Origin of the sequence: Filimonas zeae (assembly GCF_014641615.1) — a bacterium.
Lineage (GTDB): Bacteria > Bacteroidota > Bacteroidia > Chitinophagales > Chitinophagaceae > Filimonas > Filimonas zeae.
Window position 1 is genome coordinate 1,039,259 of the sequence record NZ_BMIB01000004.1, and the last position, 19,329, is coordinate 1,058,587.

Here is a 19,329-nt window from a genome sequence, read left to right on the forward strand (position 1 = left end):
ATGAAAGGTTATTGTTTCAGTATTTTTTGTGTAATCACCTGTGTACCGTTCTGCACCGTTACCAGGTAAATACCAGTGTTCCAATGGCCCACCTGCAATACTTCTTTTGCCTGCTTTAGGGGCCGGGTAAGTATTACACGCCCATCAGCAGTAGTCACCCTCACCTGTGCACGGCTGTGCAATTGCGGCACCTGTATATACAAAACCTCTGCTGCGGGATTAGGATACAGGCTAATTCTGGCATCTGTATCCGGCAATGCACCTGCCCCTGACACTCGCTGCACGGTGTGCACTGCAAATGCAGGGGGTTCAGTACCCCATATCAATGTGCCTTTATAGTATACCGTTACTTGAGGGTTGGGTGCAAAAGCAGATTGCGGCAACCAGGAATAATCATTAGCCGGCTGTATGTTAACCCAATTGCTACGGGCTATGCGCAACTGAATATTACCTGTATTGCTGTAAGGATGCAAAGCATCCTTTTCCGGGTTCACCGCCAGTTCCAGATAATGATCTGCGCCTTCACGTTCCGGCAATATCCGTTGTATATTTCCGCTGATGTTGTTTACACCCAGGCTGGCATAATCTATCCAGTAGTTTACAGGCAAACTATCGCCTGTGCTAAACCAGTACCTTACCGTGATATCTCCATAAGCCAGCGGCACATTGCCTTCGTTGTTCAATTGCAGCCAGGTTTGTATCGCGTTATTGGCATTGCCACTGCTAAGCGTGTAAGCACTTACCGCAGCAACCGGCGCTTCTGTTGCAGGCTCTACGCCCGCTATCAGCCTTCCATTTCTGTACATTGTAATATGCGCATTGGCACTATAACCCGCAGCGGCTTTGTAAGAGTAATCATTTACCTCGTTAAAAGCAGCCCAGTTGGTACCGGTTATTCTGGTTTGTACAGCACCGGTTTCTGCACCCGGCTGCAATACCCCTGCGGCAGCATCAAACCCATATTCCACATAACCGCAGGCCAGCTTGCGCGGCGTGGCTACAGGCACATACTTAGCGGTAATCACATTGCCTAAAGCTGCGTAATCTATAAAGGTTTGTATACCCGCATAATGCTCAGGTGTTATCCAGTAGCGAACAGTCAACTCCTTCAGGGCAAAAGACGTGGAATCATTATTCACGATACGCCAATACGGGCGTATGCTATTATTAGTAGCTTGTGCATTATCGCCATTTTTATACAACAGCGACAGCTGCAACGGCCTAACCGTTAACACACGGCTGACGGTAGCAGGTTTGTAACGTGCATTCCCAGCCTGTTGCACAGTCAAGGTAACATTGCCCGCGCCGGTAACTCGCACGCGCCCTTGTGCATCAATCACCGCCACATTGGTATCTGCACTGCTGTAACTAAGCGGCAAGCCAGAGGAAGCAGTTGCCTGCATGGTAAAGTCACTGTCGCCAACTGTTCTGGCAGCGGGCTGTGTCAGGGTTATCGTTTGGGTAGCCGTCATGCCAGCTGTTATTTCAGCAGCAGACAACGCACGATTATAAATACGGAACTCATCAATGGTACCTCTGAACATCGGATCTGCCGTGTATTGAGATTTACCCAGATAATTCTGCGTCATCGCCCCTATAGCAGCCGGGCTTATATTGATAGCGGTGGAACTAACCACCTGTGTACCGTTAATAAACAAACGCGTGGTATTACCGGTATAGGTAATGGCTATATGCGTCCAGGTGTTTACAGGAAAAGCATAGTTGTAATTAAATCCCTGCTCTGTTCCACCGTTTTTAGCAGCATACCTTACCACACCGCTCGCAGATTGCACTGTAAAAAACAGGTAGTTGTTGGTGCCTCTGCCAAAATCAAATAAACGCATCCAGGTAGCCAGTGCATCCATTTTTATCCAGGAGCTGATGGTAAAGCTGGTTACCCCATTCATAACATCCGCAGGCAAACTGGCATAGGCAGTTGCGGCACCGTTCAGCTTTAAGGCCTGCCCGGTATACCCACTGTCACGTACTGCAGCAGCCGCCAGGGTAGCATGCCTGGCTCCCCACTCATCACGCAGCCTGGTGCCCGCTAGTTCTTCCCAGGCATATTTACTCCATTGGCCCGGCCCTGGTGTTGCAACAGCTTCGGCACTGTTACCATATGCCGTAGTACCTTCTACGGCAGCTACCACATAGTAATACACTGTGCCATTGGTTACCGCAGTATCGGTGTAGTAATTATTGCTTACCTGAGCCAGCAGGGTATAAGGGCCGCTTTGTGTGGTACTACGTTTTACCTGGTATTGCAGATTTAGTACAGACTCCCATTCCACCACATTACGTGCATCACCGGATGCTACTATTACACCAGTAACTATATTGCTTTTTATAACCAGCCGCAACACGGCAGTGCCTGTACTGCTGTCGTTAGCAGCGGTGAGGGTAACCGCATAGTTACCGGGTGTTACAGGTGTGCCGCTGATAGTGCCGGTAACAGTATCCAGCACCAGGCCGGCAGGTAAACCCACCGCTGTAAAATGCGAAGGTGCCTTTATAGCAGTAACCGCGTATTCATAAGCGCGGCCAACCAGCAGGGTATCGGCCAGTGCACTGGTAATGGTTACCGGCACGGTACGATCATCCAACAGTACAATATCATTGCCATTGCCACCTTTATAGGTAATACGGAAAACATGGCCGCCTATGGTAAGGGTATCCATTTCAGGCAAATCCTTAAACGTTCCATTTACCGCAGCAGCACCTGTATTTTCTGCCAGTACAAAAGAAGTACCTGGGGGCAAGGTACCGGCGGCGGTTAGGGTAACAGCCAGTGCCGGGTTATTCAATACCATATTGCCCGCAATCATTTTATCTGCCTGTTGCGTAGCCAGGTTCACCTCTGCTCTCCAGGTAGCATCGGGCAATAGTGTTAAGGTGGAGGTAGTAGTAAGCGTACCTATGGCCAGGTTGCCGGGTTCTAACGCGGCACCTGTGCCATTGCCGGTACCGATAGTTACCGTTCCGGTGGTTCTGCCGGTGCCACCAAACGCGCCGCCAACAACAGTAATCGGACTGACAAAGGCCCCGGTAGCTGCGTTGTTATTTAACAGCAATCGCCCGTTGCGTACGAGGGTGGCGGAAGAATACGTGTGGTTGCCACTCAACTCCCAGTTGCCCGAGCCCACTTTTTCCACGCCAATGGTACCGTTGATAGTTCCGCTAAACCAGGTGCTGGTGTTTAAAGCGCCCACACTCATTACGGGCGCACCACCAGCATTGTTACGGAAATAGCCTCTGCCAGTAAGCGCTCCAAAATGAATAGTTCCGGTAGCAAAGTTGAGGCTCTGGCAATCTATGCCGTTGGCATCCAGGTTCCAGGTGGCATTGGCACTGCCCGATTGTGGCACATTAAATCGAAGCCGGTTGTTGCCACTACGCAGGGCATTTACAAACAAACCGGCAAAACCACTGTTGTCACCAAACATATGCAGCCCTGCATAGGTATTACAATCATTCCATAAAGTGCCGCTGCCGGTTATGCGGCCGTAAAGGGCTATGCCATACGTGCCTTCATATACATAGCTTCTTTTTCCGGGCAGCACTTCTATATCGTTGTATAAAGTAACATCGCCATATTCTGAGTGCAGGGTGCCGCCGTCTAAAATAATCTTACCGGTACCCAGCGGGCCAGCGGTAGGTACACCGGGGGTACCTGTACCCACACCCGCTATGCCCACACCGTACGACATGCCACCCGATCCATCGCCCCATACGGTGGTGTTGCCTGTATACGTATTCAGCCCCTTTATATACACAATGCCCCGGCCTATATTTTTCAGGCTGCCGGTACCGGATATGCCTCCGTTCAGGGTTATGTTCTGGCTTCTGGCATTTACTGCCAGCTCACCACTCAGCACCAGTGGTGTGTTCAGCGCCTGCGCGCGTGATGACTGATTGATAATTTCATTGGCAGCAGTGATAGTATTACCGGTAATGGTATAGCTGCTGGCCGTGGTATCAAATACTATTCTCAGGGTAGCTATACCGTTCACATTGTTATTCAGTACAGAATCTTCTGTGGATGTAAATGTAATAACGGCCGGGCTGGCAGGCGCTACGCCTTCTACCCAATTGGCGCTATCACTCCAGCTGGTGCTGGCAGCTGCATTTACCCAGGTATAAGTACCTGCACCGGGTACACCAAATCCTTCAGGCGAGTTACCACTCTGTAAAGATGTACCAACAGATACAATTACATAGTAGTAAGGTATACCGTTGTTAACAGCAGCATCAGTATAAGTAGTGCCGGTAACACTGGCCAGTGTGGTATACGGGCCACCTGTAACTGTACTGCGTTTAACACTGTAGGTTACAGCACCCTCTCCCGGCGCCCAGCTCAGGTGCAGTTGGCCGTTAACAGCAGTAACTATGGGTTTACCAGGTATAGCGGGAGGTACCGCAGCACTTGCCTCATTGGACATTCCACTTTCCAGTGTATCTGCCATAGCTGTTACCACGTAGTAGTTCAGCACTTCCGGTACAGGATGTTTGTCTGTAAAGGAAGTAGTGGTAATACCGGATGCAATAGTGGTGTAAGGCCCTCCACTGGTTAATGCCCGTTTTATCTGGTAGCCGGTGGCATTGTTGGAGGCTGACCAGCCAAGCAGAATAGCACCTGCGTTGGTGGCTGTGGCAGTAAACCCTGCGGGTGCCGCAGGCGCTGTATCAGCAGTTACCCGTAATACCAGTGTAGCCGTACCTGTACCGGCAGCGTTGGTGGCATACAGCGTTACGGCAGTAGTACCCAGCGTGGTGGGTATACCTGAAATTACGCCCGTTGCAGTGTTAATACTTAACCCGGCAGGTAAACCAGTTGCACTATAGCTAACCGGCGTGTTGCTGGCAGCTATGGTGTAGTTAAATGCTGCCCCCACCTGTACGCCTGCTGCTGTGGTACTGGTAATCTGTGGCGCACCAGTTGGTGCGGCTGCACTGAATGCCACGTTAGAAAAGGTAGCAGTATTGAGTGCAGATACGTTATTAGAGATGGTGTAAAAGCCATAAAACAAACTGTCGGTGTAATTGGCGGGCTCGTAAAAACAAAGCAGGTTGGTCCAGCTCACTCCATCGTGCGAGTGGTAACCGAAAATACGGTTGCCTACACGCTCCATCTTCATCCACCATGGTGCTTTCGGCTGCCAGTGGCGGCCGACCCCTCCTGCACCATTCAGGTGTATATTCCAGTAAGCAGCACCAGGCGCCAGCGACTGCCGCACCATAATACCACAGCCACCGGCAGCCTCACTCATGTCCTCCACTTTCATTACCACTGCGGAATTACCGGCCATCTTCTGAAAAGTATAATTGAAAGCATTACTTAACGAGGTGCCTGCCCCTCTAACCGTCCATACACCGTTGCTGTATACAGCACTTCCGGCCATACCTGCATTGCCAATATCCATATTGGTTAAGTGCGTTACGGGTTGTACATTATCGCCGGGATATATTACCGGAGGCAAAACCACAGCAGTAGCCGTATCGGCCGATTTCAGGAACAGAAAATTACCACCCGCACCGCCAAGGGCCGCACGCATTCTATCGGTATGCGGCGTGGCCATACCTTTTCGCAGATGGTAAGCCGCTTTAATAATATTGGTCATATCGCCGGTAATAATGCCCGGCCGTATGCCCCAGTTAGTCCAGTACGAGGCGTAGCCACCAAAAGGCACAAACGTCATGGAGTCTCCGTCAAAAGAAAACTGGTGGTACAATTCAGCAATGCTCAGTAACCGGTTATCCAGTTCTGCAAACATATCAATGCCCTGCTTATAAGCTACCTCTGCGCCCCATGCCAGCGCAGCGGCCTGTACGCGCCAGTGGTCATCACGGCCGGCATCGCCTACTTCCCCATTGGGCAGGGAGTTGCGTAATCCGCCGCCCGCATCCATACGGTATACCTCAATGGCCTGGTTAAACTTTGTAGCATCGTCCAGAAAAGCAGCGGCCCCCAGGGCAATCTTTAATTGAATAGCGCCTTTGTTCTGGTCGCGCAGTGGATGAGGCACGTAAGATGTGGGGTACAGCACGTTGGCAAAGTAATTATTCACGTGTGCTGTATTCAAAGCCGTCCATCCGGGAAAGGTGCTTTTCAATATATCCGCACCGGTGGCCCAGTATTGGGCATAGTCGCCAATATCCAGCATCGATTCACTGCCGCCCCAAACCGTATTGGTAACGGCCCAGCTATCCAGCAGGTTGGTGGCTTTACGTGCATAGGCTGAGTCGCCGGTAAACACCCACATCATGGCCAGGTTGTGTATGGCCACCATATCGTTTTTCCAGGCGTTGTTATTCAGATCAGGGGCGCGGCTTACAGAGGCAAACGGACCTTTAGCGGCGTATACCAGACTGGAAGAACCGTTGTTTTTAAAAGCGGTATAGGCTGATAGCCAGGGCTCCTGCGTAATGTTTTGTTTCAGCTTATTTAAATCGTCGGTGGTAAAAGGTACACCTGGGTGCTGAAAGCGCTGCGCCTGTGTTTCAGCAGGCAGTAGCAGTGGCGTTATAAAAAGGGTAAGGAACAGAGAAAGCAGATAGCAGTACGGAGGCATAATGCCCCCGGGCAGTTTTTGTTTCATAAATGGCAATAGTTATATAAAAGCAATCGGAATAACGAAGGCAAAATAGTACGGGCAGCAGTCAGGGGCGGGGGTAAAAACATCCAAATAAAGGGGAGGTTTTTAACGCCTCCCCCTTTTTATATCATCATTTCTGTATCATAATGGCTTGTCCACCTTTGGCTTTCAGGGCCACGGGCAGCATATCGCCTTTTTTCACGGCAAATTGTCTTTGCTGTATACTTCCTTTTCCATCATCTTCCCAGGCGGTAGCAGTATAACTGATTCCGGGCTGTAGAAAATGTAACGGCAGCGTGGTGTTCCAATCCTCCAAACCGGCAGCGTTGCCTATAAACCAGGTATCACCGTTGCGGCGGGCAACTGATATATACTTACCGGGCTCACCTGCCAGGTAATGGGTTTCATTCCACACGGTAGGCACATGCGTAAAAAAAGCAATCTCCCCTTCGTTGGTATACTCCAGCGGTTTACCGTACCAGAAAATGGCCTGTAGCGGACTAAAGTATACTACCGTAAGCGCCAGTTGCTGGGCCTTGCTTACTTTAATCTGTTTGCTATAGCTATTGGTAGCGTTAGGATAGCAGTAAGTAAAATCTGCCGGGCCAGCCAGGTAACGGGTAAAAGGCAGCAGCGTGTTGTGAAAAGCATCCGGGCAGTTTTCATCTCCCCTGATGCCTTCCTGCGTAAGCAGTTGCGGGTAACGCCTGCTTAGGCCGGTAGGTTTATAGTTATCGTGTATGTTCAGCAGCAAGCCGTGGTTGTATACCTTTTGCATAGCAGCAGATAACCAGGTTAAGCCTTCCTGTGTTAGCCCGTCTACAAAACCAAACTTCATACCTGCCACGCCCCATTGCTTGTACAAAGGCAGCAGTGTATCCAGCCACCGGCGCAGGCCTACATAGTTTACATACAGAATAACGCCTATGCCTTTTTGCTTGCCGTAGGCTATTACCTTAGGCATATCAATAGCCGGTATTACCTGCGTGGGGTTAGAGGTGCTTCTGAACTCAGCGCCGTACCATCCCGCATCGTACATAACATACTGAAAGTGATGGGCGGCTGCAAAATCAATACATTCCAGTCCGCTCTGTGTGGTCAGCTGCGCGCGTATCAGTTTACCGGGTTTTACCCAGGCGGGTACTTTATTCTTCGTATCTGCACACAGCACTACGTTTAACTGACTGCAACGGTGCAGGTCAATCGCCTGTTCTGCTATACTGATGGTACGCCAGGGGGTAAGCAACTGCTTTGTAAAACGTACGGCGGTGTCACGTGCAAAAAACACAGATACGGCATCTGCCACTTCACTCCTTTTCAGTTCGGCTTTGGTATAACTGGTATTTTCTGCCTCGCCAATATGTATATACCCCTGCTTACCGGCAAAAGTGGCGGGCAGGTCGCAGGTCATGCTAAAAGTATCCAGTGCCGTAGGGGTAAATACCGATTCCTGATTGTATTGGTACAAGGTATAGGGTGCTGCAAAGTAAAAGCTGGTATATTCCTTCTGTATGGAACCTGTACCCTTTACCTCGTAGCGAAAGGCAATGCTTCCGTTGTAAGCACGGGCTATTACTTTCCAGTTTATGCCACTGCTGCTGCATTGCAGGGTAGCTTCCCGGCAATGGTTTACCAGCGTGTCGCTTTCGCCCAGTGGCCAGTAAGTACGCTCATAGATATTGCGGTATGCCACTTTCTGTATGGCTGTATGCGCATGCAACGATGCATTGTTTACCTGTAACCCCAGGGGCGACCAGCGGGTGGCTGGCTGCTGGCGGTATACTACGCGGTACATCAAACGGCCGCCCTCTGCGGTGGATACTTCTAACACCGTATTGTTATCGGGAGAGGTTACCTGTACCTGTGTAAGCGGCGCGGCCCTCAGGGCAATGCTCATCAGTATTACCGGCAAACAGTATAATATTCGTTTTAGACAACCTGATTGTATGCTCATTTTCCGGCGCTTTCGTTTTCAGTTTTAAATACAATATGCTCAACAAAGGGGCCGGTTATTATATTGGCTTCGGCAGCACTCCGTATGGGCTTACCGTTAATGCGCAACCCCTCGAATGTAATACGTTCTACCTTGTGCGTGGCATCCAGCCCTTTAATTAACGGGTAGGTGTTGTTGGCCCCGTTGTATTGCAGGTTTTTAAACGTAATATCCCGTACGCCGCGGCCGGGGCCGGTGTTGTACTTGGCATTATATACCACGCGTATATTCAGCAGCTGCCCTTCCTGAAAATCATCCACACGCACCTCTTCAAAACGAATGTTCTGTACCAGATTATGGTCGCCACAGGTTATGGCTATACAGCCTTCATAATCCGGGTCGTCTTCATCCTGCTCCAGTATGTGAATGTTTTTAAACAGCATGTTCTCCAGCGTATCGCCCTCGCCCGCGGTATTGCCGTGCAGGCCTATGTTAATAGGGTGCGCCACATCGGCCCAGAGGGTAGCATTCGTAACGGTGTAGTTACGGGCATTGCCATAATATTTCCAGCGGTGGCCGTATATGGCTATGCAATCATCCGAATTGCGCATAAACACGTCATCAATTACCACATCCGAACAACTCATCAGGTCAATTCCATCACTCCAGCCCTGGCAGCTGAAAGATTGTATGTTCCGGATGGTGAGGTGGTGCGAAGCGCCACCGTTAATGGTATAGTGTTTAGGGTTGATGAAGGTAATGCCTTCAATAGTTACGTAACCGGAGTGGGTAACAGATATACCTTCCTGCGCCTGATCTATAATACCACGGCCACGGATGCATACATTACTTACACTGTCGCAAACCAGCTGGCCACGCACAATGGCACTGCCATCTATATATACGGTTTTACCCGGTGGGATTACAAAAGCCTTTTTTACCGTATCGGCAGGTATGTGCAGGCCGGGGCCAAAGTACACCACATTCGTATCCCCCGGCAGCGGTTTGTCTTTTTCCGGCGCACCGGCAAACAGGTGCAGGTTATGCAACTTATCGCCGTTAAACTCTACGGATATTTTATGCGGCTCCGTTAATACAAACGTAGCCACATTGCCTAGCAGCTTAGGTTGTATACCATATACCTCTGGCCGTATTTTTACGCTCTGTACATTTTCATTGTTCTTACGTACCATTACTTCTACCGGGCCTTCCATATCAAAATGCACCATCGAGGCTTCCTGCACTTTATCCAGATCTACTTTTACCTTGTACTCAAACAGGTCCTGCCACTTACCACCGGGCTTGCGTACCCGCACGGTATAATCATCATTGTGCATGGAGTAGATTACGGCCGCCGGGGCGGGCCAGGTAACCAGCTGCTGCGCCCGTGCGCAGCAGCATGCGGTTAATAAGGTTACTACACAAAGCCATTTCCTTCCATTCATACTCTCATCTGTTATTAGCGTGAACACCTGCCATTAATACTGCGGGTTTTGCAGCAGCCGTGGGTTCAGGGTTATCTGATCCTGCGGAATGGAGGTGAGATAATTCTTCTTTGTCATAGGCACCGCCGGAGGGCCGCTGAGTATTACCGCCCCTGTTGCCGCATCTACCCCAAACGCATAGGTACCGGGTTTGTACGATGGCAGTTTGGTATAGGGGTTGGTAAACGTAGCTATCTCCGTAGGCTGCCCGTTGTACTGCACTATCATGCCTTTGGGTGTCTGGTTCAGCTCCTGCTCGGCAATGCCCCAGCGGAACAGATCGGTAAAGCGGGTATTCTCGCTTAACAGTTCCAGCGTACGCTCGCGGCGTATTTCGCCCAGCATGGTAAGGGAGGGGTAAGGTGCTATCAGTGCGTTGGTAAGCGGTGCAGCCCCCGCACGCGCTCTTATCTTGTTGATAGAACTGTTTAAGTCTGCATCTGAAATAGTACCGTTGCCCAACTCGCATTTGGCTTCCGCATAAATGAGATATACTTCTGCCAGGCGTATCTGCGGATAGTCGTACGATTCCTGATAATCATTCCGGCCCGGATGCTCACTGCTCCATTTACGGCTGCCGTAGCCGCTGCCACCATTGCTTAAATCGGGATACGATACGTTGATGTAAGAAGGCCAGTTGGCTACGGTTAAATAATTGGCCAGTGTATAGTTGGCTCCGTAGGCCGAGCTGAAACCCCAGTACTTCTGGCGGGGTGCGCCGGTTATACAGGTCATGCGCGACTCGCGGTTTTCAAACTCATCGGTCATTAACGCATAACCCTTTGCCAGTGGCGATACACTATAAGGTAATCCGTCTTTACACAAAAACATATCCATCAGCTTGCGGGATATACCACCGCCACCGGTATGTGTAAGGTTGGCATTGCCCGTTAACAGGGTATAGTCGTACTTGCTGGAAAGAATGTATTCTTTGTTGGCCGCTTTGGTAAGTCCCTTCGGGTTAGAAGCCGCATCTTCCAGTATAAACAGGTAGCGGTAACTGAGGGAGTCTACACCGGAGAACAGCGAGTAATCGCCATAGCTCATCACCTGCTGACTCAGTGCTGCTGCCTCTGTAAGGTATTTTGTAACATTACCGGCATCATATCCATTGCTGCCTGCACCGGACGAAACGCCATCACCATCGGTAGTCTTGCCTACATATTTTTCGTAAGTACCCTCATACAGCAGCACTCTTGCTTTAAACGCCATGGCCGCCTGTTTACTTACCTGCCCTTTATCGCCGGCAGCAATAGCTGCCTCCAGTGGCAGGCCATCTATAGCCACATCCAGATCAGACAGTATCTGCTTTGTAACCTCATAGCGGCTGTTGCGCGGTGCAGTAAGCAGGGTGCTGTTTACATCGGCCACTACTGTATCAACAGGCACACCGCCAAAACGCTTCAGCAGAAAAAAGTGATGCCAGGCGCGGAAGAAATAAGCGGCAGACACATACTGTTTAATACCTGCATAATCTCCGGGGTACTGTGCTACTTTGGCTATCAGAATATTATTGCCGCGTATATACGCATAAGGGTTGTTCCAGTACATATCTGCTGCGTTCAGCAGCGAGGGCCATCCGTAACCGGGGTTCAGCAGGTCGCTGCCCCAATCCATCCAGTTATAAATATTACTGCCGCTTACCGGGCGAAAGCCAATCATTTTGTTATAAAAATCATTGGCCGCAGCTTTAAACTGCTCAGGCGTTTTAAAATACACGGCTTCTGTAGGCTGATCCAGCGGATTCAGATCCAGAAAGGTTTTGGTGCAGGACGCAAACAGTACTGCAAACGCCGCTGCTGTGACTATATTCAATGCTTTTATTGCAGGCATAACCATCGTTTTAAAGAATCTAAAAAGTGAGATTTACACCGAACGACCAGGTTCTGAAAAAGGGATAACTGTTATCGCTGCTTTCTCCACGTTCCGGATCAAAACCATCGCGCACAGAGGTCAGCTCAAACAAATCGTTCCCGGAAAAGAATACTCTGGCCCTTTCTGATTTTATGCGTGACGATATGGAACGGGGCAGTGTATAACCTATCACCAGCATCTTCAGGCGGGCATAGCGCAGGTTCTGCACATTTACATCGTTAAACTGCCAGTTCCAGTTGTTTACGTTGGCATCAAAAGAAAGGCGTGGGAAAGGCGCACCTGTGTTATCCGGTGTCCATGTTTTACCTATATACGTAGTGTTTACGTTAAGATAGTTGCGGAAGAAAGGCGCACGGCCATTACCTGTACGCAGTATGTTCCACTTGTATACACCCTGTATAAACGCACTGAAATCAAACCCACGCCATTGTGCACCCAGGTTAACACCAAACTGATAATGCGGGTCGGCATCACCATAGAAATACAGGTCGCCACTGCCTTTGGCACCGGTGCCGGTAGCGGTAATTTTATTATCTCCATCCAGGTCAACCACCTTCAGGTCGCCGGGGCGCAGCACGTTGGTAGCACCGGCACCACCACTGTAAGTAGCTACACGGCCGGTTGAACCGTATCTGGCAAAATAGTCGTTGGCTTCCTGCTGTGTGGTAAAATAGCCATCGGTTTTATATACATACAGGCTGTTTAATGGGTAGCCTTCGCGCGGGGTAGTATACTTACCCTCGGCCCAGGTGTTGGCACCGGCGTAGGATAAAACCGTATTTTTTGCATTAAACAGGTTAAAGCCTACGTTGTACTGCACCTCACCCACTTTGTCTTTCCAGTTCAGCGTCAGTTCCCACCCACGGGTACGCAGGGTACCGCTGTTGGTGGTAGGTGCCGGGCCACCCAGTGTGGTAGGGTATACCACTCGTATCAGCATACCTACGTTTTTGTTCTCAAACATTTCAAACACACCGCTTAACCGGTTATGCAGGGTACCAAACTCCAGGGCTATGTTCTTCTTCACCATTCTTTCCCAGGTACGCTGGTTAGTGGTAATACCATTCAGGTAACCGGTGGGCTGTAACGCCGGAGTAGAACCAAACAACGCAGTGCCGGTGCCTATCAACGCCAGATAATCGTAGTTGCCCAGGCTGGCTTGTCCGCCTGTTTCACCATATCCGGCTTTCAGTTTTAATTCGTTCAGCCAGGTGGCACGCTCCATAAACTTCTCTTCGGTAATGCGCCATCCGCCTGATACGCCGTAGAAATTGCTCCAGCGGTTGCTTACATCAAAACGGGAGGAGCCATCGCGGCGACCGAGAAACTCCAGCAGGTACTTTCTCTTGTAATCGTAGTTAACACGGGTAAAGTAAGATACCAGGCCCCAGTGGCTGGCCCCGCCGGAGTTTAATCCGGTAAAGGAAGCCGTGGTGGGCGATATAGCGGTGTTGATATCATACAAACCTTCGTACTGTAACTGAGAACGCGAAGCGTTGAGGCTTCTGGTTTCAGACAACTCGGCAGAGGTGCCGGCCATTACCGCCATGTTGTGATGCTGTGCAATGGTTTTTATATAATCTGCCTGGGCGCTATAGGTTTGATATACCGTGTTGCCCACTGTTTCTGAAATGTTGGGGTTATTAGGTGGGGCGTATTGTACCGAGTTCACTTTGGTACCCAGCCAGTTCCACAGGTTAAAGGTTTGGTTGTACGCCGTGTTCCAGCCGTCGCGCTTTACCACTGCTGCGTTACCGGTAAGCTTTAAGCCTTTGGCTACTTCTGCTATCAGTTTTGCGTTCAGCCTTATAATACCTTCTCTGTTTTTAGCAGTACCGCCAGATTTGGTAAAGGCCACAGGGTTTCTGTACCCATAATCATCGTAGTACTGGCCCAGCTTGTTGTATACGGGAAATATAGGTGCATCAAAAAAACCGTTACCTATTCCATTACGCGGGCTTTGCACCGTGCGGTTGTCGAACGATACACCAGTTTCTAACCGCACGCGATCGCTGATATTATAATCGTAGTTAAAGCGCGCGGTGTATTTCTTCTCGCCATCATAGGCTGTTTTCAGCAGGGATTTGTTATCGGAATAGCCCAGCGAAAACATATAGGCGGTTTTGCCATTGGAGCCACGGACAGACAGGTTTTGCTGATTGCTCCACGCGGAGCCATATAAGGCATCCTGCCAGTTGTTGTTGGCGTAGTGGTGTACAATACCGGCAGGGTCGGTATAATCAAACGAGGAATCTGCCGCCATCTTTATCAGGTTTTCTTTGGTCCACTGCGGAAACCATTCTATCGGGTTACCGGCCACATCCCTTTTATCAGAAGTAGAGGTTTGCAGGTACAGGCCCGCCCATTGCGACATAGAAGCCCAGGGTACGGTAATGCCAATGCTATTGAGGTTAAAGTTGGAGTTATAGCTTACTACCATTTTACCTCCCTTACCTCTTTTGGTAGTTACCAGTATAACACCACCCTGCGCACGTGCGCCATAAATAGCGGCAGAGGCATCTTTTAACGCCGTAACGGTTTCAATATCGTTGGGGTTAATCTGGTTAAACTCCCAGGTGCCAATCAGCGGCACACCGTCTACAATAATCAGCGGGTCCACCCCGGAAATGGAAGAGGCGCCACGCATTACAATACCCAGCCCTTCATTACCGGGGCGGGTAGAGGTGCGGGTAATCTGCAGGCCGGGTATAAAACCCTGCAAGGCCAGGCCGGCATTGGCTACCGGGCGGTCTTTAAACACTTCCTCGCCTACCTGCACAATAGAACCGGTAAGGGTGGCTTTTTTACGGGCGCCATAACCTACCACCACCACATCGCCCAGGTCGGCAGCGTTTGCTTTTTCTAACTGAATGGCTACGGTGCCGGAGGCATCGGGCGTTACCGTAAGCGTGGTGTAACCAATATGGCTTACCACCAGTTTACCACCTGCGGGTAGCTGAATAGTAAAACGGCCCTGCGCATCGGTAGCAGTGCCGGTAGCGGCTCCTTCTACTTTAATGGCCACATTAGCCAGTGCGGTATCGGCACCCGCATCGGTAACCCTTCCCTTCAGGGTGCGGGTTTGGGCCCAGGTACACAGGCTGCCCAGCAGCACTGCCAGTAAGGGCAATAAAAACAATCTGATTGTTCTCATACAGCAATTTGTTGAAGATGGAAAAGAAGTGAACGACATCGCAATCGAAGTTGTTGAACACCTCAAAAGTAGAGGGGGGATTTACCTGAGGGGGTGGTTTTTTAAACCAAAAAAGGGGGGATAAATGTCCAATCACCCCTGATCTGGCTTGCGGATATTTTTATTCAGTTGCAGATTATTATGAAAGGGCTTCCGGAAACGCTGAATGTATTCCGACGGGTTCATGCCAAACAGTTTAGAAAAATGCGTGCGGAAATATTTGATATCGTTAAAGCCGGTAACGGCTGCTATTTCGGTTACATTGTTTTCGGTGGTAATCATCAGTTCGGCAGCTTTGCGCAAACGGATAAACCGGATAAACCCGATAATGCTCTGCCCCGATACGGAGTTTACCTTCCGGTACAGGCTGGACCGGCTCATCCCCATTTCTGTACTGAGGGTTTTGATAGAAAAGGTTTCATCGTCCAGATGATCTTCCACTATGCGGATACACTTATCCAGAAACTCGCGATACTCTACGGATACCTTTCCATCGTTCTGTTGCAGGGTAATTTCGTTATAGAAATACTGTTGCAGCGAGTTGCGTTTTTTCAGCAGGCTTACTACCCGCGCTTTCAGCAACTCTTTTTCAAACGGCTTGGTAATATAATCATCTGCCCCGGCTTCAATGCCCCGCAGGCGGGTTTCAGAAGCGGTGCTGGCGGTAAGCAGAATTACCGGTATGTGCGATAAGGATGTATTCTCTTTTACCTGTTTACACAAATCCACGCCATCGGTGCCGGCCATGGTAATATCGCTGATAATTAAATCGGGCAGGTATTGCTGCGCAAGGGCAAGGCCCTCCTGCGCATTCACGGCCTGTAGTACAGTAAACTCATTACTGAATACTTTGCTCACATAGCTGCGCAGGTCGTCATCATCATCTACCATCAGCAGCGTAGGCTTTTCGGTAATCAGTGTGGTGAGTTCCCTGCCTTTGTCGGCAGCTATTTCGGGCGCTTCCGGTTCGGGCAGGGCGGCGGGCGCTGTGGTTTCCGTAGCAGCGCTGATTTCCTGTTCCCCAAAATGGGCAGTACCTTTTAACAGGGCCAGCGTAAACGTGGTGCCACCGTTCAGCTGGCTTTGGTAGCTTACCTGGCCATGATGCAGGCCGGTAAAATGCTTTACCAGAAACAGGCCTATACCAAAACCGGTTTTACCGGCAGTGGCACTGTCTTTTACCTGGTAAAAGCGGTTGAACAGTTTGTCCCCTGTGCCTTCGGGTATACCGGCACCGCTATCGTTTACCTGTATCATTACCTGCGTGTCGGTAGCTTCCAGCTTCAGCACTACCCCGCCGCCGTTGGGTGTAAACTTAATGGCGTTGGATAGCAGGTTGAATACAATGATTTCCAGCTTTTCGCGGTCGGCACACAACGCAATTTCCTGCTCTGCACATTCAAAGCGGTAATCCAGTTTTTTTATCCGTGCCTGCTGTATAAAGCTGTAGTATACCTCGCTACATAACTCTACCGCATTCAGCATGGTCAGATGCAGGGTGTCGGCCTCGGCTTCTGCTTTGCGGAAAAGCAGCAACTGATCTACCAGGCTCAGCAGCCGCCGGGCGTTGCGGAACACCATATGCAGGCTTTCCTTTAACGCCGGCTCTTTCTCCTGCTCAATCATTTCTTTTACGGGATCAATAATCAGCGTAAGGGGTGTACGAAACTCGTGCGACAGGTTGGTGAAAAAGGTAAGCCGCTTTTCATGCACTTCTTTTTCCTTCTGTGCAGTCAGCTGTGCCTCGCGGGTTTGCAGCTGCGCCACTTTTACTTCATAATGCAGCCGACCCTGGCGGGTTTTATAACTGATGAACAAATAAATAGCGGCAATAAGGCAAACACCATATAACAGGTAAGCCCACCAACTGCGGTACCAGGGCGGTAACACGGTTATGCGTATGGCAATTTCCTGCGCATTCCATTCCCCCTCGCCATTGGTGCTTTTAACGCGAAACACATAACTGCCTTCATCCAGGTGGGTGTAAGCAGCAGTGCGCATATTGCCTGCCTGGTTCCAGCTTCTATCCCACCCTTCCATATAATAGGCGTAGGATATTTTGCCCGGTACACTGTATTCCAATGCGGTGTAACTAAAAGCCAGCACGGCTTTGCTGTAAGGCACCGTAATAGCGGCAATGCTGCCACCGGCCAGTTGTTTTACAAAAGAAGTATCTTCTGCAACGGGTATGTTATTAATAATTACATCTGTCAGTTGCAAAGGCGGCATGGCATGGTTGGCGCGTATGGCTTCGGGGCTAAACAGGTTTAACCCTTTAATACCACCAAAGGCCAGCTGCCCGTTGCGGAGTGCCAGGCCACTGTTGTAATGAAACTGATTGCTCTGCAAACCATCTGCCTGGTAGTAGTTGCGGCAGGTATGTTTGTTACGGTCAAAACGCGTAAGTCCGTTAAAAGTACTGAGCCATAAATAACCGTTGCCATCTTCCAGTATGGTAAGCACCACATCACTGCTCAGTCCTTCGGCGGTGGAGTAGCGTGCGGTAACACGCTGGCGCATTCTGTCAAACAATTGCAGGCCACCGCCTTCTGTACCCAGCCACAGATTACCGCCTTTATCTTCATAAATACTCCGCACAGCATAGCCAATGTTATAAAAGGTGTGCTTTTTATTCACCCGGTCAATCTTTACCAGCTGGTTCAGGTTACCGCCCCATAACACGCCGTTGCCATCTTCGTACAACGTAAACAGATCTGACAGGGAAGCATCAAACACTTCAAACTTATCGGTGGTGGCATTGAGGCTGTACAAAGCACCAAACACGCTGTTCTGGCGCAGGGTAGATACCCATAGGCGGCGACCACGATCTTCCAGTACCGAATACGCTACCCGGTCGTTCATATTGTATCCGGGGTTCTGTAACAGGTATTTATCTATTTTACCCGTAGCCGGTGTGTAGCGGTTAAGGCCGTGCCGGAAGGTAGCTATCCATATATGCTGCGTGTTATCTGCTTTAATAGCGGTAACGGCATTGTCAGAAAGGGAATGCGCATTACCAGGCTGATTGCTTAACGTAACAAAAGTGTTGTGCTGGCGGTTCCATATAGATACGCCTCCACCGTCGGTACCAATATACAGGATTCCATCTTCGGCTTCGTATAAGGCAGATACCACTTTATCGGCCAGGGAGTTGCTGTTACCCGGCTCCTGCGTAAGCGTTTGAAAACGGCCCTTCTGCGGGTCTATAATAGCTGCGCCACTGGTAGCAGTGCCTATCCATTTGCGGCCCTGTCTGTCCACAAACAAAGCATGTAAGCCCATTTTACTTAACGCACCCGGCCCTTCGTTTCTGCTCATCAGCATGGCATGCTGCTCACCGGGCTTCCAGGCCAGCAGGTTGCCCAGCACCGTACCCATCCAGTAACGCCCTTCTTCATCTATCGAAAAAGAAACAATGCTTCCGGCCTCGGGCAGTTGCTGCTGAAAGCTGAACATAACCGAAGGCTCCGGCATAGCGGGGTTGTAGCCGTACAAGGCATAGCCATCTGCTATTACCAGGTTGCTGCCCTGCATTTCCATACAGGCGGCATTGGTATGCGAGGCGTTTACCAGTACCAGCTGCTGCGCCGCATAGCTATAGCGCGCCAGCCCGTATTTGTGAATCAGTGCCCATACGTTACCGGCAGCATCTATACGTACCGATTTTACTGTGTAACCCGTAACCGGCCGACCTGCCTGCATTAACGTAACAGGCTGCGCTTCCAGGCCGGAGCGGGCGCATACCAGTAGCCCCATACCTTCTGTGGCCAGGAATATGTTGTTGTTTTTATCGGCCCGCACTTCTTTTACCACGGCTTTCAGTGGCTGGGTTTTATTACCGCGCAGGTATACGGTGTTAAACCGGTTCCATAATGGCGATAGGCGGCTTACGCCCTGCCGGGTGCCAACCCATATATTATGCGCACTGTCTTCCGTAACAGCAAGAATAATATTATGTACCAGCGATTGTGTGTCGCCCGACTTATTGCGGTACACCCGGCAGTTATAACCATCGTACCGGTTTAGTCCATCAAACGTGCCCAGCCATATAAACCCCTTATGATCCTGAAAAATACTGCGCACCGTGTTGTTAGATAAACCCTGCTCATTATCCAGAAACGATACCGGCGGCAAAGGTGCCGTAGCGGCTGTTACTGCATATAACAGTGCGGCCATAACGGCAACGACTTTTGGCAGAAAACGGAAAAGCTGATATGGCAGTAGCTGATACATGGTAACCGGCAAATAATA

The 19,329-nt window shown here is 50.1% G+C and carries 6 protein-coding genes; all 6 read right to left on the reverse strand.

Going from position 1 to position 19,329, the window contains the following annotated elements:
• Positions 1-8: 8 nt before the first annotated feature.
• Positions 9-6,596 carry a cellulose binding domain-containing protein gene (locus IEY13_RS22780; protein WP_188956572.1) on the reverse strand — a complete coding sequence of 2,196 codons (6,588 nt, stop codon included), beginning with the start codon at positions 6,594-6,596 and terminating at the stop codon, positions 9-11.
• Between the two features lie 127 nt (positions 6,597-6,723).
• Entirely contained in the window at positions 6,724-8,490 is a 1,767-nt protein-coding gene (locus IEY13_RS22785) for a glycoside hydrolase family 97 protein (protein ID WP_188956574.1), read from the reverse strand.
• A 53-nt stretch (positions 8,491-8,543) separates the two neighbouring features.
• Positions 8,544-9,971 carry a glycosyl hydrolase family 28 protein gene (locus IEY13_RS22790; RefSeq protein WP_188956576.1) on the reverse strand — a complete coding sequence of 476 codons (1,428 nt, stop codon included), beginning with the start codon at positions 9,969-9,971 and terminating at the stop codon, positions 8,544-8,546.
• A 33-nt stretch (positions 9,972-10,004) separates the two neighbouring features.
• Positions 10,005-11,843, reverse strand: a complete 1,839-nt coding sequence (locus IEY13_RS22795) for a RagB/SusD family nutrient uptake outer membrane protein (RefSeq protein ID WP_188956578.1) — start codon at positions 11,841-11,843, stop codon at positions 10,005-10,007.
• Between the two features lie 19 nt (positions 11,844-11,862).
• Positions 11,863-15,039, reverse strand: coding sequence for a SusC/RagA family TonB-linked outer membrane protein (locus IEY13_RS22800; RefSeq protein WP_188956580.1), 3,177 nt, complete (start codon positions 15,037-15,039; stop codon positions 11,863-11,865).
• A 132-nt stretch (positions 15,040-15,171) separates the two neighbouring features.
• Complete coding sequence (locus IEY13_RS22805) at positions 15,172-19,254, reverse strand: two-component regulator propeller domain-containing protein (RefSeq protein WP_188956582.1); 4,083 nt, start codon at positions 19,252-19,254, stop codon at positions 15,172-15,174.
• Positions 19,255-19,329: the final 75 nt, after the last annotated feature.